At 60.6% G+C, this 23,174-nt stretch carries 27 protein-coding genes and 1 pseudogene; 15 read left to right on the top strand and 13 right to left on the bottom strand.

Annotated features, from left to right (window positions below):
• Positions 1-6: 6 nt before the first annotated feature.
• Positions 7-789 carry an adenosylcobinamide-GDP ribazoletransferase gene (locus N2597_RS10890; protein WP_038689434.1) on the bottom strand — a complete coding sequence of 261 codons (783 nt, stop codon included), beginning with the start codon at positions 787-789 and terminating at the stop codon, positions 7-9.
• A gap of 169 nt (positions 790-958) precedes the next feature.
• Here N2597_RS10890 and cobT point away from each other — a divergent pair, with 169 nt between their 5' ends.
• Positions 959-1,975 (top strand): nicotinate-nucleotide--dimethylbenzimidazole phosphoribosyltransferase, encoded by a 1,017-nt coding sequence (gene cobT / locus N2597_RS10885; RefSeq protein WP_077989298.1) that lies wholly within the window; start codon positions 959-961, stop codon positions 1,973-1,975.
• Between the two features lie 142 nt (positions 1,976-2,117).
• Positions 2,118-2,501 (top strand): diacylglycerol kinase, encoded by a 384-nt coding sequence (locus N2597_RS10880; protein WP_183597564.1) that lies wholly within the window; start codon positions 2,118-2,120, stop codon positions 2,499-2,501.
• A gap of 1 nt (position 2,502) precedes the next feature.
• On the opposite strand, the gene N2597_RS10875 is transcribed toward N2597_RS10880, so the two are convergent.
• Positions 2,503-4,038, bottom strand: coding sequence for a sensor histidine kinase (locus N2597_RS10875; RefSeq protein WP_077989296.1), 1,536 nt, complete (start codon positions 4,036-4,038; stop codon positions 2,503-2,505).
• Between the two features lie 106 nt (positions 4,039-4,144).
• Here N2597_RS10875 and N2597_RS10870 point away from each other — a divergent pair, with 106 nt between their 5' ends.
• From N2597_RS10870 to N2597_RS10850, 5 genes and pseudogenes are all read left to right on the top strand, one after another.
• Complete coding sequence (locus tag N2597_RS10870) at positions 4,145-4,702, top strand: thermonuclease family protein (RefSeq protein ID WP_009993546.1); 558 nt, start codon at positions 4,145-4,147, stop codon at positions 4,700-4,702.
• A 3-nt stretch (positions 4,703-4,705) separates the two neighbouring features.
• A complete protein-coding gene (locus tag N2597_RS10865) occupies positions 4,706-5,338 on the top strand; it encodes a uracil-DNA glycosylase family protein (protein ID WP_096761862.1) in 633 nt (210 codons plus the stop codon).
• A 69-nt stretch (positions 5,339-5,407) separates the two neighbouring features.
• Entirely contained in the window at positions 5,408-5,896 is a 489-nt protein-coding gene (locus tag N2597_RS10860; protein WP_004678404.1) for an Lrp/AsnC family transcriptional regulator, read from the top strand.
• 720 nt (positions 5,897-6,616) lie between these two features.
• On the top strand, positions 6,617-7,639 hold the full coding sequence (locus N2597_RS10855; RefSeq protein ID WP_077989294.1) for a porin: 1,023 nt from the start codon (positions 6,617-6,619) through the stop codon (positions 7,637-7,639).
• 398 nt (positions 7,640-8,037) lie between these two features.
• Positions 8,038-8,934: pseudogene (locus N2597_RS10850) on the top strand (LysR substrate-binding domain-containing protein).
• A 215-nt stretch (positions 8,935-9,149) separates the two neighbouring features.
• Here the strand turns inward: N2597_RS10850 and N2597_RS10845 are convergent.
• The 3 genes from N2597_RS10845 to N2597_RS10835 form a co-directional block, all read right to left on the bottom strand.
• Complete coding sequence (locus tag N2597_RS10845; protein ID WP_077989292.1) at positions 9,150-9,587, bottom strand: CBS domain-containing protein; 438 nt, start codon at positions 9,585-9,587, stop codon at positions 9,150-9,152.
• Between the two features lie 556 nt (positions 9,588-10,143).
• A complete protein-coding gene (locus N2597_RS10840; protein ID WP_096761860.1) occupies positions 10,144-10,827 on the bottom strand; it encodes a DNA alkylation repair protein in 684 nt (227 codons plus the stop codon).
• The gene (locus N2597_RS10835; protein WP_183597566.1) at positions 10,824-11,693 is read right to left on the bottom strand and encodes an NAD(P)-dependent oxidoreductase; all 870 of its coding nucleotides are present in this window, start codon (positions 11,691-11,693) and stop codon (positions 10,824-10,826) included. The genes N2597_RS10840 and N2597_RS10835 overlap by 4 nt, the downstream gene beginning before the upstream one ends.
• A 156-nt stretch (positions 11,694-11,849) precedes the next feature.
• On the opposite strand from N2597_RS10835, the gene N2597_RS10830 reads away from it, so the two are divergent.
• From N2597_RS10830 to N2597_RS10805, 6 genes are all read left to right on the top strand, one after another.
• Positions 11,850-12,224, top strand: coding sequence for a hypothetical protein (locus tag N2597_RS10830; RefSeq protein ID WP_077989291.1), 375 nt, complete (start codon positions 11,850-11,852; stop codon positions 12,222-12,224).
• Positions 12,225-12,444: 220 nt separating this feature from the next.
• A complete protein-coding gene (locus N2597_RS10825) occupies positions 12,445-12,768 on the top strand; it encodes an ArsR/SmtB family transcription factor (protein WP_009995928.1) in 324 nt (107 codons plus the stop codon).
• The gene (locus tag N2597_RS10820) at positions 12,765-13,175 is read left to right on the top strand and encodes an SRPBCC family protein (RefSeq protein ID WP_183597575.1); all 411 of its coding nucleotides are present in this window, start codon (positions 12,765-12,767) and stop codon (positions 13,173-13,175) included. The genes N2597_RS10825 and N2597_RS10820 overlap by 4 nt, the downstream gene beginning before the upstream one ends.
• Positions 13,176-13,235: 60 nt before the next feature.
• Positions 13,236-13,448 (top strand): hypothetical protein, encoded by a 213-nt coding sequence (locus tag N2597_RS10815; protein WP_077989290.1) that lies wholly within the window; start codon positions 13,236-13,238, stop codon positions 13,446-13,448.
• Positions 13,449-13,453: 5 nt separating this feature from the next.
• Positions 13,454-13,921, top strand: a complete 468-nt coding sequence (locus N2597_RS10810) for a DUF1801 domain-containing protein (RefSeq protein ID WP_086156458.1) — start codon at positions 13,454-13,456, stop codon at positions 13,919-13,921.
• A gap of 63 nt (positions 13,922-13,984) precedes the next feature.
• A complete protein-coding gene (locus tag N2597_RS10805) occupies positions 13,985-14,422 on the top strand; it encodes a DUF1801 domain-containing protein (RefSeq protein ID WP_406549658.1) in 438 nt (145 codons plus the stop codon).
• Between the two features lie 18 nt (positions 14,423-14,440).
• Here the strand turns inward: N2597_RS10805 and N2597_RS10800 are convergent, their stop codons facing one another.
• The 4 genes from N2597_RS10800 to N2597_RS10785 form a co-directional block, all read right to left on the bottom strand.
• Entirely contained in the window at positions 14,441-14,917 is a 477-nt protein-coding gene (locus N2597_RS10800) for an SRPBCC family protein (RefSeq protein WP_009993742.1), read from the bottom strand.
• A complete protein-coding gene (locus tag N2597_RS10795) occupies positions 14,914-15,255 on the bottom strand; it encodes an ArsR/SmtB family transcription factor (protein WP_038689404.1) in 342 nt (113 codons plus the stop codon). The genes N2597_RS10800 and N2597_RS10795 overlap by 4 nt, the downstream gene beginning before the upstream one ends.
• A complete protein-coding gene (locus N2597_RS10790) occupies positions 15,252-15,938 on the bottom strand; it encodes a glutathione S-transferase family protein (RefSeq protein ID WP_077989289.1) in 687 nt (228 codons plus the stop codon). The genes N2597_RS10795 and N2597_RS10790 overlap by 4 nt, the downstream gene beginning before the upstream one ends.
• Positions 15,939-16,038: 100 nt before the next feature.
• Positions 16,039-16,857, bottom strand: a complete 819-nt coding sequence (locus N2597_RS10785) for a class I SAM-dependent DNA methyltransferase (protein ID WP_106796228.1) — start codon at positions 16,855-16,857, stop codon at positions 16,039-16,041.
• A 134-nt stretch (positions 16,858-16,991) separates the two neighbouring features.
• On the opposite strand from N2597_RS10785, the gene N2597_RS10780 reads away from it, so the two are divergent.
• The gene (locus tag N2597_RS10780; protein WP_077989288.1) at positions 16,992-17,717 is read left to right on the top strand and encodes a DUF2270 domain-containing protein; all 726 of its coding nucleotides are present in this window, start codon (positions 16,992-16,994) and stop codon (positions 17,715-17,717) included.
• On the opposite strand, the gene N2597_RS10775 is transcribed toward N2597_RS10780, so the two are convergent.
• From N2597_RS10775 to N2597_RS10760, 4 genes are all read right to left on the bottom strand, one after another.
• Positions 17,718-17,984 carry an usg protein gene (locus N2597_RS10775; RefSeq protein ID WP_010056865.1) on the bottom strand — a complete coding sequence of 89 codons (267 nt, stop codon included), beginning with the start codon at positions 17,982-17,984 and terminating at the stop codon, positions 17,718-17,720.
• 163 nt (positions 17,985-18,147) lie between these two features.
• Positions 18,148-18,978, bottom strand: a complete 831-nt coding sequence (locus N2597_RS10770; RefSeq protein WP_009993147.1) for an ABC transporter permease — start codon at positions 18,976-18,978, stop codon at positions 18,148-18,150.
• Positions 18,975-19,781, bottom strand: coding sequence for an ABC transporter permease (locus N2597_RS10765; RefSeq protein WP_038689396.1), 807 nt, complete (start codon positions 19,779-19,781; stop codon positions 18,975-18,977). Before N2597_RS10765 ends, N2597_RS10770 begins: the two co-directional genes overlap by 4 nt.
• 113 nt (positions 19,782-19,894) lie before the next feature.
• Positions 19,895-20,668: a transporter substrate-binding domain-containing protein gene (locus N2597_RS10760; RefSeq protein WP_038689394.1), complete on the bottom strand. Its 774-nt coding sequence runs from the start codon at positions 20,666-20,668 to the stop codon at positions 19,895-19,897.
• A 331-nt stretch (positions 20,669-20,999) separates the two neighbouring features.
• On the opposite strand from N2597_RS10760, the gene N2597_RS10755 reads away from it, so the two are divergent.
• Complete coding sequence (locus N2597_RS10755) at positions 21,000-23,150, top strand: OmpA family protein (RefSeq protein ID WP_096761850.1); 2,151 nt, start codon at positions 21,000-21,002, stop codon at positions 23,148-23,150.
• Positions 23,151-23,174: the final 24 nt, after the last annotated feature.

Below are 23,174 nucleotides of genomic sequence, written 5' to 3'. Positions count from 1 at the left end.
GGAGTTTCAAAGAGCCGTGGCAAGGGCGCAAAAAGTGGCGATTTCGCATATCTGCTGCGTTGCCCCCAGCGTGTCGCCGGTGTGGCCGGCAAGCCGGCGGCGGATGAAGACGGTGCAGGCAAATCCTGCGATGCCGGCGGCGAGCAGGCTGGCGACGAGCGGCCACAGCCCGAATGCCGGCCAGATCAGAAGTGCTGCGAGGAGACCGGCCGAGACGAGCGCAAAATGCATCGCCGCCTCATCAGGCTGCCCGGTCGAGGCGGCCACGCCATCGGCCTTTGCCGGCGGCAGCCGCTGCCAATGCCAGGCGATCGCGCCGCGGCTTAGCGCCGCGACGGCGGGAATGGTAAGGACTGCTGCGAGAGGCGAGGAATGGCCGACAATGGCGGCAAGGGCTGCCGCGCGGATCGCGAAGGAGAGAAAAAGCGCGATGGCGCCATAGGTGCCGATCCGGCTGTCCTTCATGATGATGAGGCTCTGTTCGCGGCTTTTGCCGCCGCCGATGCCGTCGGCGGTATCGGCTAACCCATCTTCATGCAGCGCGCCGGTGACAAGCGCCTGGACGGCAAGTGCGACCAGTGCGGCCACCAGTGGATCGGCGCGCAGGCCTAAAAGAAGGAGGAGGGCGAGGGCTGGGACAAAGCCGATGAGAAGGCCGGCGACGGGAAAGGCGCGCACCAGGCGGCCGAGCCTGCCGTCATAGCCGTTGAACAGCGCTGGCGGCATAGGAAGGCGGCTGAGGAAGGCGACGGCGCGGGCGGTATCGACCGCATAATCCTTGATCTTCATTCTGTTTCGTTCTGCCGCAGGTCCCGACTTATGGTCGCGGCGCTTTTGGTGTTGTTCGCTTCGTTCGCCGGCTTTAAGAGAGAGCCACCGCAAAGAAGCTGATTTGCTCGACGCAAACAAGTGGTTTGCGTGAAAACAAGAATAGCCGATTCATAGGAACACCGCACAGATGAGCGTTTCAGGCCTGCCGTTCGACGACTTCCGTACCTTGCTCCGCGACCTGCCGGGGCCGGATGCCCGCGCGCTGGTGGCTGCACGCGAACGCGACGCGCAGCTGACCAAACCGCCGGGTGCGCTCGGACGGCTCGAGGAAATCGCCTTCTGGCTCGCCGCCTGGACCGGTCGCCCACCCGCCGTCAACCGGCCGCTGGTGGCAATCTTCGCCGGCAATCACGGCGTCACCAGGCACGGCATCACGCCTTTTCCGCCAGCGGTGACGCAGCAGATGGTCGAGAATTTCGCAGCCGGCGGCGCGGCGATCAATCAGATTTGCGTCGCCCACGATCTCGGGCTGAAAGTCTTCGACCTGGCACTCGACTATCCCACGGGCGACATTACCGAAGAGGCGGCGCTTTCCGAGCGTGACTGTGCCGCGACCATGGCTTTCGGCATGGAAGCGATCGCCGGCGGCACCGATCTGCTCTGCATCGGCGAGATGGGCATCGGCAATACGACGATTGCGGCTGCGATCAATTATGCCCTTTATGGCGGTTCGGCGCGCGACTGGGTGGGACCAGGCACCGGCTCTGAAGGCGACATGCTGGAGCGCAAGATCGCGGCGGTCGAAAAGGCAGTGGCGCTGCATAGCGACCATCTCGACGATCCGCTCGAGATCATGCGGCGCCTCGGCGGGCGCGAGATTGCGGCGATGGCCGGCGCCATTCTTGCCGCCCGCGTGGAGCGCATTCCGGTGCTGATCGACGGTTATGTCGCGACTGCCGCGGCGGCGATCCTCAAAGCCGCAAACCCTACCGCGCTCGATCATTGCCTGATCGGCCACGTCTCGGCCGAACCCGGGCATCTGCGCTCGATCGAGATGCTTGGCAAGACGCCGCTTCTGGCGCTCGGCATGCGGCTCGGCGAAGGCACCGGTGCGGCGCTGGCCGCCGGCATCGTCAAGGCGGCGGCCGCCTGCCATTCCGGAATGGCAACCTTTGCGCAGGCGGGTGTGAGCGGCAAACATTGAGGCTGCGGCCGGCCCCGGCGATGCGGGCTCCGGTTGGCTTGCGCCGTTCAGGCGGATTCGCTATTTGCCTATTGGCTCACCAAAGGGGAGATGGCGAAACCTTTCCCGGGGCCGTGGCGCAACCGGAAGAGGAGAGGGCGTCTTGACGAAGCCTGCGCTGACGAAAGAGACCAGATTTCGGCATTTCATCGCCGCCGCCAGCTATTCCTGGGCGGGCTTTCTGCGTGTGCTGAAAGAGGCGGCCTTCCGCCAGGAACTTGGTTTTTTCGTCGTTTCGATCGCAGCGCTGGCGCTGGTGGGCGCGACGGCCGGCGAGATCGTCGTGGCGGTTCTGCTGTTTCTCGGGCTCTTTTCGATGGAGGCGATGAATACCGCCGTCGAAGAGGTGATCGACCGGATTTCGCCGGAGATATCGATCGTCGGCAAACATGCCAAGGATCTCGGTTCCTTCGCGGTGACCTGTATGATCGCCGCCTGCTGCCTTTATCTCGGCTTCGTTCTCGGCAAACACCTGTTTTTTGGTTGAATCAGGCAAAGCTCTTGCGCTTGCGCGCGACGGCCTGAGCCTCTTCGACAGCCGGCAGGCTCTGGAGCACGCGCTTGGCCGGCAGGATGGCGATGACCTCTGTGCCCTCGCGCAGCTTCGATTTCAGCAGGAACTGTCCGTCATGCTTGGCAAGGATCGCCTGGACGATCGGCAGGCCGAGGCCGGTGCCTTGCTCGGCGCTCTTGATGGCGATCGAGCCCTGGCCGAAGGCCGACAGGACAACGGGAATCTCTTCTTCCGGAATGCCGGGGCCGTTATCCTTGATCGAGATGTACTGGCCGCCGCCGGCCGTCCAGCCGACCTTGACGTGGATTTCGCCGCCCTGTGGCGTGAATTTGACGGCATTGGAGAGAAGATTGAGCACCACCTGCCGCATCGACTTCTCGTCTGCCCAGATGGCCGGCAACTGCCGCTCGAACTGATCCGAAATGGCGATATTCTTGGCGCGGGCGCGCAGCTGGACCATGCCGATGCAATCTTCGGTGATATCGAGCAGCGAGATCGCCTCTTCGCTCAGTTCGTATTTGCCGGCCTCGATGCGCGACAGATCGAGGATTTCGTTGATGAGATCGAGCAGATGCTGGCCGGAGCGATGAATATCGCCGGCATATTCCTTGTAGGTCGGATTGGCGAGCGGCCCCATGACTTCGGCCGACATCACCTCGGAAAAGCCGAGAATGGCGTTGAGCGGGGTCCTGAGTTCGTGCGACATGGAGGCAAGGAAGCGGGACTTGGCGAGGTTTGCCTCCTCGGCGCGACGACGCGCCTCGTCAGACATCGATTTGGCCACTTCCAGCTCGGCGATCAGGTCGTCTTTCTCCGACTGATAGGAGAGAATCCTGAGGTTCGATTTGAACAGCCGGTCGCTGATATAGTTGAAGAAGACCAGGGTGGCCGTGAACAGCCCGGTCAGGCTGATTTCGAGGAGGTCGCGCGACAGGCCGCTCTTGGCGCCCAGCGCCAGGACCGCCGGTGCGAAGGCGACGAGGACGGCAGGCGTCAGCATGAAATTCGACATCGCCGTGACGGAAAGCGCAATCAGCAATGTTGCGCCCTTATAAAGAATGAAGCTCGACGGCTCGCAGGTGTCGCAGCCCTGAAGCGCGAAAACGGCCCAGCAGCAGCCAACCAGGAATTGGCCGGAGAGCAGCAGGCGGCGCCATTTACGGGCGCTCTCGGCGGTGATCTCCTGGCGTCGCGCGCGCCGCGCGAGCAGTATATTGCCGGTGTGGCAGGTGAGCGTCAGCAGCGCCCAGAAGAGCAATCGCGTATCTTGAGTGAAATAGACGCCGAGGGCAGTGATGATGACGACAAAGAGTGGCATGATCGTCGCGCCCTGCAGCATCGACGCTATGTACATCTTGAGTACGTCACGGTCGAAGGAGGAATTGGACGCATGGCCGGACTGAAGACGTTCGCGCGTCTGCCGCACGGCCTTGGAAACGGCCTTGTTGCGGTGGCTGCGCGACCTGTCGACGATAATCTTGTCGGTCGATGTGCTTACGCCGGTACTCATGTGCACGTTGAAACTTCATCCCAGGGTGGATAAGAGCTTAACCGGCAATTCTTAAGAAGATGTTTGCCATCTTTGCCAAGGATTTGTTTTTTAAGGAGGCGAAAGCGTGACACGGGGCCTGCGCCTGATTCGCGATGGCGTGACTGCTTTTGCCCTGCTGGCGCTCCTGGCGCTGATCGCCGCCAAGGTCAACGATATTGCAGCCATCAAGCATGCGGGCGCCTTTCATGCCGCCGACGGCGACAGTCTGTCTTTGGGACGGGAACGCTTCCGTCTCGAAGGCATCGATGCGCCGGAGCTTAATCAGAGCTGCGAGCGGGCAGGAACGGTCTGGGCTTGCGGGCGGGCCGCGCGCCAGGCGCTGCAGGAGATGGTGCTGACATCGGAAACGCTTTGCGAGGGTAGCCGGCGAGACCGCTACGATAGGCTGCTCGTCATCTGCCGCAGTGGGGCAGGCGGAGACATCAACGCCGCCATGGTGCGGCGGGGCATGGCCATTTCCTATGGCGGTTACGGCAAGGAGGAAGACGAAGCGAGGGTTGCGAAGGCGGGGATGTGGGCCGGAAGTTTCGAGCGGCCGCGCGATGTGCGCGACCATGCCCGCCAGAATTCCGGCTTCGACGAGGCGCTGCGCTTCATCGGGCGGATCGTCGGGTGGGAGTAAGCGATGACCGACGAAGCCAGCTTGGAAACTTTGCGGCGTGAAATCGCTGCCTGCCGCATCTGTCGTGACGCGCCGGCAAATGGGCCTGCGCACCGGTTGCCGCACGAGCCGCGGCCGGTGGCCGTGATCTCTTCGAACGCCCGTATCCTGATCGCCGGTCAGGCGCCCGGACTTCGCGTGCATGAGAGCGGCTTGCCATTCGACGATGCCTCGGGTGACCGGCTACGATCGTGGCTCGGCGTCGACAGAGCAAGCTTTTACGACCGCGACCGATTCGCCATCGTGCCGATGGGCTTCTGCTTTCCCGGCTACGACGACAAAGGCGCGGATTTGCCGCCGCGGCGCGAATGTGCACCGTTCTGGCGGCAAAGAGTACTTTCGGCGATGCCGCAAATCGAACTGGTGCTGGTCATCGGTCAATATGCACAGACCTGGCATATCGCCGGCGAATCGCGGGGCGGCATGACCGAGACGGTGCGGGGGTGGCGCGACAGCCTCATGTCCGGGCGATCGCCGGCGGTGCTGCCGCTGCCGCATCCGAGTTGGCGCAACAGCGGCTGGCTGAAACGCAATTCCTGGTTCGAGGAAGAATTGCTTCCTGTCTTGCGGGCACGGACGAAAATGCTGCTTTCCTGAAACAAAATTCTTTTCGTCGCGCGGAATCGAGTTATACAAAGAAAATAATTCGAAAGGACTGACGTGCGCATGGACCGCCTCGACCGAAAAATACTGCGTCTGCTGCAAGAAGATTCGACCCTTGCCGTTGCCGACCTCGCCAAGAAAGTGGGGCTGTCGACGACGCCATGCTGGCGCCGCATCCAGAAAATGGAGGAAGACGGCGTCATCAAGCGTCGGGTTGCCATCCTCGACCCCGAGAAGGTCAACACCAAGGTCACCGTTTTCGTGTCGATTCGCACGGCTACCCATTCGATCGAGTGGCTGCGCCGCTTTTCCGAGGTGGTCGCCGAATTCCCCGAAGTGGTCGAATTCTACCGCATGAGCGGTGATGTCGATTATCTCCTGCGAGTCGTCGTGCCCGATATCGCCGCCTATGACGCCTTTTATAAGCGGATGATCGCCAAGATTGAGATTCGCGACGTTTCCTCCGCCTTCGCGATGGAGCAGATCAAGTATTCGACGCAGTTGCCGCTGGACTACATGATTCTCGAGAACGCCAAGTCAAACGAAGACTGAGTCCGAGCATGCGATCTGCGACCCGTTGAATGGAGGCTGATACTCAAATATCGAGGAATGGTCTGCTACCGTAGGGGGTGTCCTCCTCAAGAAATGGGCTTCGAGCGGTATTCTCATCATCCGTGAGAATGTCCGCAATGGGGCAGCAAGCAGGGCTGCGAGAAGGTTCTGACTGCAGAAAAGACTCAAAAACAACGAAAAAGCGCTTGAATCGCGGCGAAATCCTGAAAAATAAATAGCCTGATAATGATTAAGGGGCTATTGTGCGTACAACCAGTGGGCCATATGTCATCATTTTGACGCATTGGTATCGAATTCAGGACACTATGTTCTAAGCCGCCATCTTGTGTGTGTTCATTAGCCGGCGGTAGTGTTTTATGAGCTTCACCACTATGTCCGACGAAGATCGGGCGGTGAGGATTTTGATGAAAGAATATGGCGTTTGCGGCTTGCGATGGAAGACTTCCGTCGCCGGGCCGTTTTGTGCGTTTTTTGCTTCAAGCAATTGTAATTGTTGTATAAAAATCACGCTTTCGGGGAAAATGGCTCGGTCGGACCCCTCCAGCATATATCCAGAATTGCTTGATAACGCCCGGTGTGTGATGACGGTTTGGCGGTTCGATCGATCCGCACGCCGAGATGGCTGTTCAAACTGGGCCGGCTTCGAATCGACTACCCGATTGGAAGCCAGCCCCGATCGACAAAGGAATGGATTGGTAAATGAACATCAGAATGGTTTTGCTCGCATCAGCAGCAGCTTTTGCTGCATCGACGCCGGTTCTTGCAGCTGACGCTATCGTTGCTGCCGAGCCGGAACCGGTTGAATATGTTCGCGTCTGCGACGCTTACGGCACCGGCTACTTCTACATCCCCGGCACCGAAACCTGCCTCAAGATCGAAGGCTACATCCGTTTCCAGGTTGATGTTGGTGATCAGCCGCTCAACGGTTCGCTCAGCAACGACTCGGATTGGGATGCTCGTACGCGCGGCCAGGTTCAGTTCACGGCCAAGAGCGACACCGAATATGGTCCGCTGACCGGCGTCATCGTCATGCAGTTCAATGCTGACAACGCTTCGGATCAGGATGCCATCCTCGACTCCGCTTACCTCGACATCGCGGGCTTCCGCGCTGGTCTTTTCTACAGCTGGTGGGACGATGGTCTCTCGGGTGAAACCGACGACATCGGTTCGATCGTAACCCTGCACAACTCCATCCGTTATCAGTACGAAAGCGGCACCTTCTACGCTGGCATCAGCGTCGACGAACTGGAAGACGGCTTCTACAAGACGGGCGAAGAGCCGAACAACGTTGGCGTTGCCTTCGGCGTTGGCGGCACTGCTGGTGCGTTTAGCTACCAGGTCACCGGCGGCTGGGACTTCGACAACGAAGACGGCGCCGTCCGTGCAATGGGTACGGTTGAAATCGGTCCCGGCACGCTCGGCCTCGCTGCCGTATACTCTTCCGGCCCGAACTCCTACTACTCCGCAGCTGAATGGGCTGTCGCTGCCGAATACGCAATCAAGGCAACCGACAAGCTCAAGATCACTCCTGGCGTCCAGTACTACGGTGACTACTACGTCTCCGGTGACGACTTCAGCGATGGCGACGCTTGGAAGGTCGGTCTGACGGTTGATTACCAGATCGTCGACAACTTCTACGCCAAGGCTTCGGTTCAGTACCTCGATCCGGAAGATGCTGACGACTCCACTTCGGGCTACTTCCGCCTGCAGCGTTCGTTCTAATCGACTTGGTGAATGCTCCCGGTCTTCGGACCGGGGGCGTTTCAAATCAGTTTCTGATCCGAGTGACCTCCGATCAGCTACGGGGACGGGTCCGGTCTTCCCTGCCGGACCGTCCTTGCAGTGTTTTCGCTCCCATCTTCATGGTAGTCTTTTTTGATCGCCATCCAGGTAGGCCGAACCGGCATGTTGCATATCGCACGTCGGCACAGCCTCATTGAGGCTTCGCAGTTATTAATACACGAGATTTGACTAGACCGATGAGCATCGGTTTGCCTTGCCGCGACGGGTCGCGGAAAGAAAATCCAATGCCGACAATGTGATTACAGCTTTTTGGGAGAGAGGATACAACCGCTTGCAGCGGGGCAGCATTCATTCCTACTCTCGGATAGCTTGTTCTTATGGAAGATCTCAACGACTATTATTATTTCGCAGCCGTCGTCTCCAGCGGTGGATTTGCGTCTGCCAGTCGCGATCTAAAGATACCGCGTTCGAAACTCAGCAGGCGAATCAGTCGGCTTGAGGACGGGCTCGGCGCACGGCTGATCGAGCGTTCGACCCGCCACTTTCGGGTGACAGATATAGGCCAGGCTTTTTACGAAAGATGCCAGACCATTCTGCAAGAGGCCGATCGTGCCAAATCGATCGTCACCGAAGCCCAGTCCGACCCGCAGGGTGTGGTGCGGATGGCCTGCCCGCTCGGTCTTGTCGACATCTCCGTTGGCGGCATTCTGCCTGAATTCCTGGAACGTTACCCGAAGATCAAGCTGCAGATCATCGGCTCCGACCGGCGCGCCGACCTCATCAACGAACGGATCGATCTTGAGGTGAGGGCGACCAACGAGCCGGAGACGCAGACGAGCCTGACGATGCGTAAGCTTGATCGAGCGCGGCGCATCCTCGTCGCAAGTCCCTCGCTCGTGGAACGCAGCGGTGGTTTAAATTGCGTGGACGATCTCGCCGACCTGCCGACGTTGGCAATGACCTAGTGGGTGTCGTTTCATACCTGGGAACTCATCGGTCCGAATGACGCAAAACGGGTCATCCGCCATCAGCCGCGGCTGACCTGCCGCAGCATGACCGCCATTCTCGATGCAGCCCGCGCCGGCCTCGGCTTCGGGCTGCTGCTCGAAAGCGCCTGCGAGGCGGATCTGCAGGCTGGAAGGCTGATGCGGGTCCTGCCGGAATGGCAGTCGGAAGAAAGCCAGTTTTATATCGTCTTCACGACGGCCAGGGGCATGCCGCCGGCGGTAAGAGTGCTGATCGACTTTCTGGTCGAAAAATCCAGGCATCATTGACGGCAAGGCGAAAGCTTCGGCCCAAGGCCTCGGCAAACAGAAGCAAGTCTAGTTCGTTCCAACTGGCGCTCATGGCTAACAACGGAGCCACGTGAAGCGTCCTGTGTGCGCAATTGCAGAACTCTCGCGCCAAAGGCAATAGAGCGAGCTTCGAGAGTTGAATGAGCATATGACCGCCGGCCCGTGGCAGCCTTTCTGTGGCGCGACGCGGACGGTCAGTGGGGCGTCTGTGAATGTGCACCGCCGCGCTGCGAAATGTCGCTCAGTGCTTTGCCTGTTTCCATGGTCTCACCCATCATGGCGAGATCGCCAAGCGAGATGATGCCGACCAGCCGCTTGCTTCGGTTCAACACCGGCAAGCGCCGCACTTGAAGATCCCCCATGTTGTGAAGGACGTCTTCGATATCTTCGTCATCGAAGCAGTATTTGACATCGGTACTCATTACGTCGCGGACCTTTGCGTCGGGGCCTTTGCCCTCTGCCACGCCACGGATGGCGATGTCGCGATCGGTGATCATGCCGACCAGCCGGTCATTTTCGCCCACCGGGAGAACACCGGCGTCGAGACGTCCCATCATTGAGGCGACATCTCGCAATGTGTGCTCCGGATCGGTGATCTGCACGTCTGTGGTCATGCAATCGCTGACTTTCATGATAACCTCCCTGGTGCTGCCCGCGCCTCTCGCACGGGAGAAGAAGAATCAACGCGCGCCGTTGGAAAACGTTCCTGCCAAGACCCGGTCCTCTGATTGCGTGCCGGGGTGTACAGCTTCATTCGCCTCGCTGATGGCCGCATCCTCGTGATCGGAGTTTGGTGACACTGATTTCGAACCAAGCTGCGCTTCTGGACTCGGAACCTTCAGTGCGGCAGTCGGTTCCTGTCGGTGAAGCTAGAGGAGCTGGCTATGCCTAGAAAAATTGCCGCCCCCGCCAGACGGATCGACCCTAAAGAGCAGCCTGTCCACCGTTCCGACGACCAAGTGGCCCCCGCGGGGTCTGACGATCGCCAACATCCGCCACGAGATACAAGAGAGACGCCGGCACAGAACCCAAACGACAAAGGGCTCCCGAATAGGCCGTCGGAATAAGGCAGAGACCGAAGACTGGCTCAAGGCGCGCGATCGGTAAGATCATCCTTGTTTTCGCGCATGTGGCTGCCGCAATACCGTTGCATACTTTTCCGGGACATGCGCTAGACGCTGTGTCGCGCTATCTTAGCCGCGCCATAAGCATTTCGCCGGTCAGCTCCCGGACCGCATCCCTGCCGATCCAGCGGGCGGTTTTATCCGGACTTTCGGCAAGAAGCGTCGCCAGCCGCAGCGCCGGGCCATGGCAGCCGCGATTGCGCTTGCCGATGCTGCGCAGTGCCCAATTGACCGCCTTGCGAACGAAGTTGCGGGAATCGCGGGAATGGGTCTCGATCAGCGGCAGCCAGGCAAGGATTGTCAAATCGCTCTCGTTCTTCCTGTGGACGGCGGCGCCTGATATCATGGCGAAGGCGGCGCGGCGAACGAACTCGTGCTCGTCTGCAGCGAATTCTGGTATGAGCTCGTCCAGCCGGGCCTCGATAAAGAGATCGGCGGCGCAGTCGACGATCTCCCAAGAGTTGAAGTCATTGGCCCAGCTTTTGGCCTCTTCCGCCGTCAGCCGTTTCGGCTCAGCTGTGCAGAGTGCGAGCAGGCGGGCTTCGCGAATATCGCTTTGCCAGAGCTGCATTGCCCTGAGGTGATCCCTCTTCGCCAATCTGGCGACCGCCCTGATGTCGGGATTGGAAATGCCGAGGGCGCGACCGGTGACGATGCCGAATCGCGCCATCCCGGCGACATTTTCCTCCGAGCGCAGCGTTTCGAGATGCGCGATCAATTCTGCCGAATCGGAGGAGGGGCCGATCATTTCTCGAGACGGGCGAGCAGCGAGGACGTGTCCCAGCGATTGCCGCCCATCGCCTGAACGTCGCCGTAGAACTGATCGACGACGGCCGTGACCGGCAGCTTGGCGCCGTTGCGGCGGGCTTCGGCGAGCACAATGCCCAGATCCTTGCGCATCCAGTCGACTGCGAAACCGAAATCATACTTGCCGGCGTTCATGGTCTTGTGGCGGTTTTCCATCTGCCAGGAGCCTGCCGCACCCTTGGAGATCACCTCGACGACCTTTTCGATATCGAGGCCGGCGCGCTTGCCGAAATGCAGCCCTTCGGCGAGTCCCTGGACGAGGCCGGCGATGCAGATCTGGTTGACCATCTTGGTCAACTGGCCGGAGCCTGCCGGCCCCATCAGGCCGACCATCCTAGCATAGGCTTCGATGACGGGCCTGGCGCGCTCATAAACGGCTTCGTCGCCGCCGCACATGACGGTCAGCACACCGTTTTCGGCGCCGGCCTGGCCGCCGGATACCGGAGCGTCGATAAAGTCGACACCTTTTTGCTTTGCCGCTGCATAAAGTTCGCGAGCGACCTCGGCGCTGGCGGTGGTGTTGTCGACCAGCACCGACCCAGGCTTCATGCCGTGCAGAGCGCCGCTATCGCCTGATGTCACCGATCGGAGATCTTCATCGTTGCCGACGCAGACGAAGACAAAATCGGCCCCCTCCGCCGCCTCGGCCGGGGTAGGGGCGGACTTGCCGGAGAATTTCTCAGCCCAGGCGGCGGCTTTCTCGCCGGTGCGATTGTAGACGGTAACATCGTGGCCGCCCTTGATCTTCAGGTGGCCGGCCATGGGAAAGCCCATGACGCCGAGACCGATGAACGCGACTTTAGCCATATGTCCTATCCTTTCCTGAGTGAGAGGCCCCGAGGATTAACCGAAACGGCGGGAGCAGAAAAGCCGTCAGAAGCGACTTCTGTCGATTGACGTGAGGCTGGCCGTCATTCGGTCCAGCCCTAGATTGCAGGAAGGCGCAATACTGCGGGGAACGGTATGAGCGAAATTCCGACGATCAAGCAGCGGCGCAAGGGCCGCAGTGGCATGCAAGCGATGCTCATTCCGTCGCAGCAGATGGTGGCGGAGCAGATCAGATCAGCACCGCCAGGTGTTCACACCGATCTCGGCGCCCTCCGCCGCCGCCTCGCCGCCCAATACGGGGCGGATGCCTGCTGCCCGGTGACGGTGCAGCGGCATTTGCGAGCCATCGCCGAACTGTCCTTCGGCGCGTTGGCGACGGGCGAGCGGGTTTCGACGGTGACGCCCTACTGGCGTCTGGTCGATCCCGCGAGCCTGCTTGCGGCGCGTCTTGCCGGTGGCCCCACGTTCATTCGAGAGCGGCTGGAGGCCGAGCGTCCGGAGAGTTGTTGAGGCAAGTTGTCGGGTTAGCACGGCGCGGCGCTCGATGCTGCTGCGGCGGCGGTTCGCACTCTATGCGAAATGCTTCTATGCATAGCTCTATAGCTATGTGAATTCTCCATTGTTCGATATGTGCTAGAGCGCTCTGGTGCTCTTCCGCTCGGTTTGGCTTGACTCACGTATGCCTCAGCGGCTATAGGTTTATTCATAGCTCTAGAGGTATGAATCATCAATGCCAGATGCTCACGACGTGCTTTTCCGGACACTTGCCGATCCGACGCGGCGGGCTCTGTTCGAGCGGCTGTGCCGGGAAGGGGAGAAGACGGTCGGGGCTCTGACGGAGCGGGCCGGCGTGTCGCAGCCGGTTGTTTCGAAGCATCTTGGGATCCTGAAGCAGGCCGGATTGGTGCGCTATCGCCACGAAGGACGCCAGACCCATTACAGTGCGCAGCTTGGCGCGCTGGCCCCGCTGGTCGACTGGACGAGCGAGATGGCCGGCTTCTGGCAAAGCCGCTTTAACGCTCTCGAAGATTTGCTGAAAAGGATGGATCAATGACCGACACATCGACAGAAACGCGCTCCGTCGTCATCGAGCGGGAAATGCCCTGTCCCTTGGAAAAGATCTGGCGGGCGCTCACCCAGCCGCACTTGCTCCAGGAGTGGCTGATGAAGAGCGACTTCAAGCCCGCCATCGACCATCGTTTCAGTTTCAGCGCGGATTGGGGCTCTGTCGACTGCAAGGTCCTGGAAGTCGAGCCGAACAAGAGCCTGTCCTATAGCTGGGAAGCCTATGGGCTGGAAAGCGTGGTCACCTGGACGCTCACCCCAACCGGCACCGGCACGCATTTGCGGATGGAGCAGTCTGGCTTCCGGCCGGATCAGCGGCAGGCTTACGGGGGCGCCAGGAGCGGGTGGACGCAGTTCTTTGCAAAGCTGGAGCAGGTTTTGGCGCGGTCGGAGTAAGATCGTCGATGGGCGGTTCGTCCGTCGCTGAGGCTTATTTTCCCGGCATAGGAGGTCTCTTTGAACTGGAACAACCGGTTTCGGCTAATTCATCGCTGGCTGTCCGTCGCCTTTACGGCGGCTGTCATCGTCAATATCATCGCGGTGTTGCAGCAGAAATCGACCGTCTGGGTAGGCTTCTTGGCGCTGCTGCCGCTCTGCCTGTTGATGCTGACCGGTCTTTACCTGTTCCTGCTGCCCTATGCCGCGAGGTGGCGCGCCAGATGCGAGTGAATGCGATGGCGGAGAAGAAATCCAAGACGGCGGCCAAGGTGGAAAGCAAGCCGGCCGCCGAACCGGCCGCGATGCCGAAGCTGCTGTCGGGTGGCAACCCGCAGATCGCCAAAGGCTATGGCGACGCGCCCGTGCAAGCCTATATCGCGGCGATGCCCGGCTGGAAAAGCGAGATCGGGCGTCGCCTCGATGGGATAATCACCGACACGGTGCCCGGCGTATCCAAGGCCGTCAAATGGAATTCTCCCTTCTACGGCATCGAAGGGCAGGGCTGGTTCCTTGGCGTCCATTGTTTCACGAAATACGTCAAGGTGGCCTTCTTCTGCGGCGCCCTGCTCGATCCTCCGCCGCCGGGCGCGTCCAAGCAGAAAGACGTGCGTTACCTCGACATCCGCGAGGACGACGACATCGATGAAGCCCAACTCACCGCCTGGGTGGAGCAGGCCAGCCGATTGCCCGGGGAGCGGATGTGACCGCAGCGATGTCATCGACATCAGGGCCGATGAAGAGAGGCAAGCATGAAGAAAGCGCCAAGCATGACGAAAGCGGCAAGCATGAAGAAGAGCGGGTCCGGGCAGGAGGCCGAACAAACCTCGCCCTCCCAGCTGATCGATGCGAGGATCGAGGAGCTCAAGGATTGGCGCGGCGAGACGCTTGCGCGGGTCCGGGCGCTGATCAGGCAGGCCGAGCCTGACGTTGTCGAGGAATGGAATTGGCGAGGGGTTCCGGTCTGGGAGCGCAGCGGCATCATCTGCACCGGCGAGACCTATAAGACGGTGGTGAAACTGACGTTTGCCAGGGGTGCCGCGCTGGAGGATCCTTCGGGGCTCTTCAACTCCAGCCTCGAAGGCAACACTCGGCGCGCCATCGATATCCACGAGAGCGACAAGATCGACGAGGAGGCATTGAAGGCGCTCGTTCGCGCCGCCGCCGCGTTGAACATGTCAGCCAAGGCCTCTCGTTCTAAAAAGTGATTCAATATCTGAAACTTGCTAATGGATCGGGCTTGTCTCGCGCTCGAGAAAGAGTTCAAGATTGTCGAGGCCGATTTCGGTGCCCTGAAGACGGGCGCCGTTGTCGGCATAGCCGTCAAGGAACACCGCTTGTTCGGTAAAGACCATCTTTGTGCCGCCGGGTTCGACTTCGAAGGCGACGGTGGCGAGTGAGACCGAGATGCGGGCTTCGCCGAGCTTCATCTCATAAGCGTAGATGATCCGCGCATCGGGCACGATGTCAATGTAACGGGCGTCATAGGCGTGCAGGAGTCCGTCCGTATCGCCGACATAATTCCTCTCCAGTCCGCCGGGGCGGAAATCCAGGCCGTATTCCAGCGGCACCCAATCGCCGTGGCAGGCAAACCACTGGCGCTTGGATTCCGGCATCGACCAGGCGCGGAAGACCCGGGCGACGGGCGCCTTCAGGTGGCGTTCGATGACGAGGGTGGCGTGTTCTGCGGATCGTGTCGTCATTCGGGGAGGGTCTCCGGCTCATCGGCGAGAAATTGGTCCAGCCTGTCGAAGGTGGTGGTCCAGCGGCTCTTTCGCTGTTCCACCCAGCGCTCGACAGCGGCAAGCGCATCCTGCTGCAGGCGGTAGGTCCGCACCCGACCGGATTTTTCGGAGAATACGAGGCCGCTGTCTTCCAACACCTGCAGATGTTTCATCACCGTCGGCAGGGCTACGGCGAGCGGCGCCGCCAGTTCGGTGACGGAGGCCGGGCCGCGGCCGAGGCGGTCGATCATACCGCGGCGGCTGCGGTCGGAAAGCGCATGGAACATGCGGTCGAGATCCGCCTGGCCGTCGATCATCCCGCTGCATCCCGGAAGCCGGCGGGCAGCCTGTCATGGTAAGGGTAAAACTTGAAATAAGGACGAGCCTCCTCCAATGCCCTGGCGAAGGACGGGCGCGCCAGCAGCCGCTCGTAATAGGCGCGCAGTCTCGGCTGATCGGGTGAAAAGGGAACTAGCGTCTCGGCGTAGAAGAGAGAAGGGGCTGCGGCGCAGTCCGCCATGGTGAAGGCCCCGCCGGTTATCCATGGGCTGCCGCCCAACTGCTTTTCGATCATTGCGTAGGCCGTGGCGAGCGTCTCCCGGGAAGAGGCAATTTCGATTTCGTCCGCCTTGCCTTCGGGGCGCCGGCGATTGCTGACCAGTGTCTGCATTGGCACCTGGATGTAGTGGTCGAAGAAACGGTCCCAGAGACGGACCTGCAGCGCCCGGTCGATTTCCTGCGGCAGCAAGGGTGCGGGACCGGGATAATAATGATCGAGATATTCGATGATGATCGAGGTTTCGGGGATGGTGCTGTCGCGGGCCTCGTCACGCAGCAGCGGCATCTTGCCGATTGGCCAGAACCGAAAGAGATCGGCGCGTGAGGTCTCGTCGGAAAGATCGACGAGACGGTTCTCGAAGGGGGTGTCGTTTTCGTAAAGCGCAATCAACACTTTGTGGCAGAAGGAGGCGAGCGGATGCCCATAAAGCACGAGCGACATGGGGCGACCTTTCCAATTCGGAAAAACTTTACCGATCGACTAAGTAACAGGTTGCTGCGCATCACGCAATAGATACTTCGCCGATCATGCAAGTATTCCGTCAGCCGATGTATCTGGCGATGACCAAATGGCCGGGCGTCGGCTGTCCCTCTTCCATGCGCACGTTGATATCCGATATCTCGACAAGCTCGAAACCGGTGGCGGTCAGCCGTTCTCTCACATAGGCGTCGGCGTGGGCGAAGCGCTGGTGCGGTCCGACCATGAAGGCGCGGCCGGCGAGAATTTCTGCCGGGAGGGTTTCGGAGGAGAAGATGAAGAGGCCGCCCGCCGTCAGATTCTCGGCGGCACCGAAGAACAACGGTTCGAGCGCGCCGAGATAGGGCAGGACGTCGGTTGCAGTAATGATGTCGAAGGCTTCCTCGTCATTGTCCTCGAGGAAATCCTCGACCTCGGCGACGAAAAGCGTTTCATAAAGATCCTTCTCATGGGCAATCTCGACCATCTTTTCCGATATGTCGATGCCGGTCATATCTTCGCACAGGTCGCGCAGGGCGCCGCCGGTCAGACCCGTGCCGCAGCCGAGATCGAGCAGCCGCTTGAACGGTCCGAGCTTCAAATGCTGCAGGCGCTGGCGCACCAGCATCGGCACGTGATAGCCAAGCTGCTCGACGAGCACATCCTCGAAGACCTCGGCATGCTGGTCGAACAAGGTCTCGATATAGGCGTCCGGCGCCTTGGCCGGCGTTTCACCGCGGCCCATGGCGGCGATGCGGACGGCGGCTCCGCCGTGGTCGTCCGGGTCGATCGCCAATACTTCCTGATAGGCCGCCACGGCCGCGTCGACATCACCGGCCTTTTCCAGCGCCAGTGCGCGGTTATAGGCCTCGGCAAGAGCTTCTTCATCGATCTTCTTTGCCATCGCGGTCACCATCCTTCTGTTCAAGGCACGGCTCTAAGGCGGCTTTCAATCTTTTGCAATGGCGTGGCTGCAGGCGCAGAATGGTCGGGCGCCCTATGAGAGGCAGCCGAAAGGGAGACGAAGGGAGGAAAATTATGGAGACGGAGCAGGACAGGATATCAACGATAAGGGAAAGAGAGGATGTGCGGATGTCGCTGCTGCCGGGTACGCCAGGTGAGACCACCAATACGCTCATCCATTATTACCGTGGCGAACTCGGACGCATGACGAGCTGGCGCGATCGCATCGACCGGACGTCCAATTGGGCGATCACCGTGGTGGCGGCACTGCTCTCAGTGTCCCTGTCGACGCCGACCTCGCATCACGGCGTGCTGGTGTTCGGGATGATGCTGATTACATTGCTTCTGATGATAGAGGCGCGGCGCTATCGATTCTTCGACATTTACCGCGCCCGCATCCGCCAGATCGAGCGTTGCTATTTCGCACAGATTCTGGCGCCCGACCCCAATAGCGGCAGGGAATGGGCCTCGGTGATCGCCGGCAGCCTGCGCCATCCGCGATTCCTGCTGAGTTATGGTGAGGCGATGCATCGCCGTCTCAAGCGCAATTACGGCTGGATGTACTTCATCCTGCTGCTTGCCTGGTGCCTGAAGATCTCGACGCCGAAGCTGCAGACGGAGGGCGCGCCGGCGCTGCAGGCGCATTCATGGGCCTATGTTGTCGACAACGCGGTGCTCGGGCCGATGCCCGGCCTTGCGGTCATTGCTGCGGTCGTCGCCTTCTATCTCGGCATTCTCTGTTTTGCACTGCGTCCGGATCGTGACGAGGGCGAGTTCGGCCGTGGCGAGGCGCATGTCTGATCAGTGCAGGATGAGCTCACCCCTCAGCGCCCGCCATTCGCTTGCCGAGATCAGCTTGCGGTGGACGTAGCGCACCGAATGCAGCGGTCCGTCGAGCTTCTCCTGCCAGAATCTCAGGAAGCCGCGCATCTCGGGAAAATCCGGGGCGAGATCGTAATCCTGCCAGACGTAGGTCTGCAGGATCGTCGGGTGGTCCGGCAGTCGGTAGAGGATCTGGGCGGTCGTCAGGCCGTAACCTTGCAATTGTCTTTCCATGTCCGTGTGCATTTTATTCCGCTTCTTCTCGTTCCCACTCGCGCGCTTATTAGCGCTACGTGATATGGAAACATGCGAGTGGTTAACGGAAACTTTACAGATACTTTGGGAAAGGACAATTTATTTTTAATATCAATGGCTTGGCAGCACGGGTCGAAGAGTGCTGCCAGCGCCGTCAGCGCTTGAGATGGCGGGTCAGCCGACGCTCGATCCACGCCCAGAGATGGCGCAGCGCCTCGACGATGGCGAGATAGAAGATCGCCGCCCAGAGATAGGTCTGGTAGTCGAAGGTGCGGGAGAAGGCGTAGCGGGTTTCGCCCATCAGATCGAGCACGGTGATGATGGCAACGACTGCCGAGCCCTTGATCAGAAGGATAATCTCGTTGCCATAAGGGCGCAGCGCCACGATGAAGGCTTGCGGCAGGATGATCTTGCGGAAAGCAATGGCCTTGTGAATGCCAAGTGCGGCGGCCGCCTCGTGCTGGCCGTGCGGCACGCTCTCGATTGCGCCGCGCAGGATTTCCGCCTGATAGGCGGCCGTATTGATGGTCATGGCGAAGAGGCCGCAATACCAGGCCTCGCGGAAGAACCACCAGATGCCGATGGCTTCCAGCTGCGGACGGAAAACGCCGAGGCCGTAATAGACCAGAAAGAGCTGCGCAAGCAGCGGCGTGCCGCGAAAGAAATAAATATAGCAATAGGCGAACCAGTTGAGCGCCCGGTTCTTCGACAGCCGCGCCATGGCGAGAGGCAGCGACAGGATGGCGCCGCAGACGACGGAGATGGCGACAAGGCTCAGCGTCACCCAGAGACCGTGCAGATAACGCGGCCCATAGCGGGTAAACTTTTCAGGATCCCAGCCATTGACGACGGTAAAGATCAGCAGCGTTGCGAGCAGCGCCCAGAAGGCAACGAGGATATAGCCGCTGAGGCGGGTCGCGGTCATCGGCTTTGCCACCTCTCGAGGGGCGGGCTGCGGCGGGATCAAGGTTTCGGCATAGCTCATCGGCGGACCTCGGAACGTTTGGCCCAGCGGTCGATGCGGACGAGCAGGAACGAAGAGAGGATGGCGAGCACCAGATAGAGACAGCAGGCGATGCCATAGAAGAAGAAGGGTTCCTTGGTCACCCGCACGGCGACGCTCGTCTGGCGCAGGATGTCGGCAAGACTGATAATCGAGACATAGGACGTGTCCTTCAGCAGCACCATCCAGAGGTTCGTCAGGCCGGGGAGTGCGATTCGCACAAGCTGCGGCAGGATGATGAGCCGCAGCGTGCGGCCGCGATGCAGGCCGAGCGAGTCTCCCGCCTCATACTGGCCCTTGGGTATGGCGCGGAAAGCCGAGAGCAGCACTTCCGAACAGTAGGCGGAGAAGACGACCGACAGCGCGATCACGCCGGCGAGAAAAGCGTTGATCTCGATCGGCGGTCCGACATAGCCGGCAAGCTCCAGAAGGGACTGGATCAGCATCTGCATGCCATAATAGATGATGAAGAGCGTCAAAAGCTCCGGCAGGCCGCGGAAGATCGTCGTGTAGATGCCGGCGGCCAGCCGCAGCGGCTTCTCCTCCGACTGTTGGCCCAGCGCCACGAGGAAACCGATCACGAGCCCGATCGGCAGGGTGACGATTGCCACCGAAACGGTAACCTGCAAGCCGAGAGCGATTTCGTCGCCCCAGCCAGTATCGCCGCAGGCAAGAATCGTCGACTGACCAAACCAGGTGAAGATGCCGACGGGTCCGCACAGCGGATCGAAAATGTGCACAAGTGAGCTCCAGAAGGAGCCAAGCGCGGAAAATAATCCGCCCATGCGAGAATTCCCCTCACGGCTTTTGCCGTTTTGATCTTGCCACCTTTGTCAAACAAAAATGGCGGAAGAGCAAGCCTTCCGCCATTCGCTTGATCGGCCAGATACCGAATTTCTCAGTCGCCGTAAACGTCGAAATCGAAGTACTTGTCCTGGATCTTCTTGTACTCGCCGTTGGCGCGGATCGCTGCGATCGCGGTGTTCAGCTTTTCCTTCAGCGGATCACCCTTACGGATGGCGATGCCTGCGCCTTCGCCGTTGATTTCCTTGTCGACCGGCAAGGTTGTCAGGATCTTGCAGCAGGCGCCGGCGTCGGACTTGACCCATTCGGAGAGAACCACGACATCGTCGATGACGGCGTCGACACGGCCGCTGGAAACGTCGAGCTTGTATTCGTCAGCGGTCGGATAGAGCTTCAGCTCGGTGTCGGCAAGGTGCTTCTCGGCGTAGTTGGCGTGCGTCGTCGAGGTCTGCGCGCCGATCACCTTGCCCTTGAGGCCAGCAACGTCGGTGATCTTGGAATCCTTCGGGACGGCGATGGCCGGCGGGGTGTTGTAGTACTTATTGGAGAAGTCGACGAGCTTCAGGCGTTCCGGCGTAATCGACATGGAAGAGACGATCATGTCGAATTTCTTGGCGTTGAGCGCCGGAATGATGCCGTCCCAATCGGTACTGACGAAGCTGCATTCAGCCTTCATCTCGGCACAGAGCGCCTTGGCGATATCGATGTCGAAGCCCTGGATCGTGCCGCTGGCGTCGACGAATTCGAAGGGCGGATAGGTCGAATCGGTGCCGATCACGTATTTTTCGCCTTCGGCCATGGCCGAGCCGGCAAAGAGCGACATTGCCGCGATCGAGGCTGCCGCGAAGATGCGGGTGGAGTTAAACATGAGGATCCTCTCTGTTGGTGGCCGCTGTCTGTTTTTCTCTTGGACTCGCGACCGCAATTCAACGGTGTCGACACCGCCTTGCGGCGATAATCAGACTTTTTTTCATGAAATTGCAACACAAATTCCCGCGCAATTGTGCGGTGCAAATAACAGGCGAGATGAACGAAAGCAGACCGCAACATTCACGGGAGGTTAATCAAGGGCTTCCTAGAACCGGAACAAATCGGCGACTTGGCGCTTTGCCAATTCGCCGTTTCGCCTCATTGCGAAGCTAGGGGCGAAGCAAGGCCTGTCGGCCTTCAGGAAGCTCAAACAGGATCGAGGAAACCCGATGGGCAAGAAATCTAGATTGTTTGCGAGTGCAGCTTTCCCGCTGCTTTCCCTATCGCTGGCTCTCCAGCCCGCCACGACGATGGCTGCCGTCCGCGACGTCGCGACGCCGGCCGCGGCCGTGCAGCAGGCGGAACAAGGCAGTTTCGAAGTGGCGCAGGACGCGCCGTCGGAAGAGGAACTGCTGAAGAAGAAGCGCAAGGAAAAGAAGGAGGCCCCGGCCGAACAGGCGCCGGCAGCCGAGCAGCAGAAGGAAGAACCTGCCGAAAAGCCGAGGAAGGCCGAGCAGAAGGAGGCCCCGGCGCCCGAGCCGAAGGCAGCGCCGGAACCGTCGAAGGCAGAAGCGCCAAGGGAGGAGCCCGCACCGAAGGCCGAAAGCAAACCCCAGCGCAAAGCCAAGCAGGAGGCTCAGTCCGAAGTAGAGCCCGAGGCCCAGCCGCAGCAGGAAGAGCAGCAGCCGGTGACGCAGGAAAAGCCGAAGAAGCCCAAGAAGCCTCAGGTACAGCAGGCCGAGCCGGAAGCTCAGCCGGAGCCCGAACAGCAGCCGGCCGCCAAGGAAGCTCAGCCGCAGGTGGAACAGGCTGAGCCTGAAGCCAAGCCGGAGGGCAAGCAACGTCAGGAGAGGGCCCAAGGCAAGGACAAAGGCAAGGGCAAGGCCGAGACCGCCGCCCCTGAGGCGGTAACGCCGGCCGAGGAGCAGGCCAAGCCCGAAGCAAAACCCGAGGTAAAACCGACAGCCGAGGCGCCGGCCGAGAAGAAGCCGGCAAAGGGCGAGGCCACAGCGCCGGGAGATAAGCCAACCGAAGACAAGGCTGCCGCACCTGAGGCCGCGCCCGTTGAAAAGCCGATGGAAGGCACGGCCGAAAAACCTTCCGAGGCACCAACGGTCGCGCCCAGCACCGACACTGCCCAGCCGGCGCCGGATTCCAGCGGCGGCCAGCAGGTCGAGCAGGCGCTTCCGGCACCGGAAAAGGTTTCTCCCGAGGAACTGGAGCGCCGCAAGAAGATTGCCGCGGATCCGGCCAAGAGCAACGAGACCGTCGTGCTGCCGGTCGAGAACGGTGCCGCCGTGCTTGACAGCGACAAGGATGCCGATCGCAGCAAGGGCCGCGAAAGCCGCCGTGATCGCGACAAGCTGCGCGCCGAGAGCCAGGAGGTGAAGGTGCCGACCTCGGATGCCGATGCGCAGGCCGCTGCAGCTGCTGCTGCGCCGGCGATAAAGCTCGAGGCAGTCACCAGCGAGAAGGGCACGAGGCTCGACACGCGGCCGCAATTTGCCCGTCCCGAGGGAGCGCGCATCGACGACCAAACCGACGATAACCGGGTGATCATCCAATACAACAACCAGGTGATCGTGCGCAGCGACGACGACAGACGGTTCCTGCGCGACGGTGAACGACCGATCTATGAAGAGCTCCCGGACAATCGCTATCGCGAGACCATCACGCGGCCGGAAGGCTATCGTATCGTCACCATTCGCAACCGCTACGGCGACATCATCCAGCGGTCGCGCGTCGATGCCCGCGGGCGCGAATACGTGCTCTACTACTCACCTGATCTCTACGAGGATCCTGATCGCGGCTATTTCGACGACCCGGGCGCTGATCTGCCGCCAATGCGGCTGCGTGTCCCGCTCAACGACTATATCATCGACACCAGCAGCGATCCTGACCGGGACTATTACGAGTTCCTCAGCGAGCCGCCGGTCGAGCAGGTGGAGCGGGTCTATTCGCTTGACGAGGTGAAGTACTCCGCTCGTATTCGCGACAAGGTGCGCCGCATCGACCTCGATACGATCACCTTCGCCACCGGCAGCGCCGAGATCCCGATGACGCAGGCACGCACGCTGCGCAAGGTTGCCGACGCAATCAACCAGGTGCTCGAAAAGGATCCGAGCGAGACTTTCCTGATTGAAGGCCATACGGATGCGGTCGGCTCCGACCAGAGCAACCTGATCCTTTCCGACCAGCGGGCGGAATCGGTCGCCAACGTGCTCACCGACGTCTACGGCATCGCGCCGGAAAACCTGGCAACGCAGGGCTATGGCGAGCGCTACTTGAAGGTCAATACATCAGACCCGGAGCAGGAAAACCGCCGCGTCACCATCCGCCGCGTCACGCCGCTGGTTCGTCCGGTAGCCGCCAAACAGTAAACGATGTTGCCCCTCTCCATTCGT

Source organism: Rhizobium sophoriradicis (assembly GCF_025200795.1).
Lineage (GTDB): Bacteria > Pseudomonadota > Alphaproteobacteria > Rhizobiales > Rhizobiaceae > Rhizobium > Rhizobium sophoriradicis.
The sequence above is the reverse complement of the archived record's forward strand: the minus strand, read 5'-3'. Positions and strand labels throughout refer to the sequence as shown.

Bases quoted from the DNA above. Each gene is read 5' to 3' on its own strand.
- cobT (WP_077989298.1), top strand. From the start codon at position 959: ATGAGCGTTTCAGGCCTGCCGTTCGACGACTTCCGTACCTTGCTCCGC.
- N2597_RS10775 (WP_010056865.1), bottom strand. From the start codon at position 17,984: ATGCACACGGACATGGAAAGACAATTGCAAGGTTACGGCCTGACGACC.
- N2597_RS10855 (WP_077989294.1), top strand. From the start codon at position 6,617: ATGAACATCAGAATGGTTTTGCTCGCATCAGCAGCAGCTTTTGCTGCA.
- N2597_RS10830 (WP_077989291.1), top strand. From the start codon at position 11,850: ATGAGCGAAATTCCGACGATCAAGCAGCGGCGCAAGGGCCGCAGTGGC.
- N2597_RS10760 (WP_038689394.1), bottom strand. From the start codon at position 20,668: ATGTTTAACTCCACCCGCATCTTCGCGGCAGCCTCGATCGCGGCAATG.
- N2597_RS10835 (WP_183597566.1), bottom strand. From the start codon at position 11,693: ATGGCTAAAGTCGCGTTCATCGGTCTCGGCGTCATGGGCTTTCCCATG.
- N2597_RS10810 (WP_086156458.1), top strand. From the start codon at position 13,454: ATGGCGGAGAAGAAATCCAAGACGGCGGCCAAGGTGGAAAGCAAGCCG.
- N2597_RS10765 (WP_038689396.1), bottom strand. From the start codon at position 19,781: ATGGGCGGATTATTTTCCGCGCTTGGCTCCTTCTGGAGCTCACTTGTG.
- N2597_RS10875 (WP_077989296.1), bottom strand. From the start codon at position 4,038: ATGAGTACCGGCGTAAGCACATCGACCGACAAGATTATCGTCGACAGG.
- N2597_RS10795 (WP_038689404.1), bottom strand. From the start codon at position 15,255: ATGATCGACGGCCAGGCGGATCTCGACCGCATGTTCCATGCGCTTTCC.
- N2597_RS10820 (WP_183597575.1), top strand. From the start codon at position 12,765: ATGACCGACACATCGACAGAAACGCGCTCCGTCGTCATCGAGCGGGAA.
- N2597_RS10755 (WP_096761850.1), top strand. From the start codon at position 21,000: ATGGGCAAGAAATCTAGATTGTTTGCGAGTGCAGCTTTCCCGCTGCTT.
- N2597_RS10805 (WP_406549658.1), top strand. From the start codon at position 13,985: ATGACGAAAGCGGCAAGCATGAAGAAGAGCGGGTCCGGGCAGGAGGCC.
- N2597_RS10890 (WP_038689434.1), bottom strand. From the start codon at position 789: ATGAAGATCAAGGATTATGCGGTCGATACCGCCCGCGCCGTCGCCTTC.
- N2597_RS10825 (WP_009995928.1), top strand. From the start codon at position 12,445: ATGCCAGATGCTCACGACGTGCTTTTCCGGACACTTGCCGATCCGACG.
- N2597_RS10790 (WP_077989289.1), bottom strand. From the start codon at position 15,938: ATGTCGCTCGTGCTTTATGGGCATCCGCTCGCCTCCTTCTGCCACAAA.
- N2597_RS10770 (WP_009993147.1), bottom strand. From the start codon at position 18,978: ATGAGCTATGCCGAAACCTTGATCCCGCCGCAGCCCGCCCCTCGAGAG.
- N2597_RS10785 (WP_106796228.1), bottom strand. From the start codon at position 16,857: ATGGCAAAGAAGATCGATGAAGAAGCTCTTGCCGAGGCCTATAACCGC.
- N2597_RS10780 (WP_077989288.1), top strand. From the start codon at position 16,992: ATGGAGACGGAGCAGGACAGGATATCAACGATAAGGGAAAGAGAGGAT.
- N2597_RS10845 (WP_077989292.1), bottom strand. From the start codon at position 9,587: ATGAAAGTCAGCGATTGCATGACCACAGACGTGCAGATCACCGATCCG.
- N2597_RS10865 (WP_096761862.1), top strand. From the start codon at position 4,706: ATGACCGACGAAGCCAGCTTGGAAACTTTGCGGCGTGAAATCGCTGCC.
- N2597_RS10860 (WP_004678404.1), top strand. From the start codon at position 5,408: ATGGACCGCCTCGACCGAAAAATACTGCGTCTGCTGCAAGAAGATTCG.
- N2597_RS10800 (WP_009993742.1), bottom strand. From the start codon at position 14,917: ATGACGACACGATCCGCAGAACACGCCACCCTCGTCATCGAACGCCAC.
- N2597_RS10840 (WP_096761860.1), bottom strand. From the start codon at position 10,827: ATGATCGGCCCCTCCTCCGATTCGGCAGAATTGATCGCGCATCTCGAA.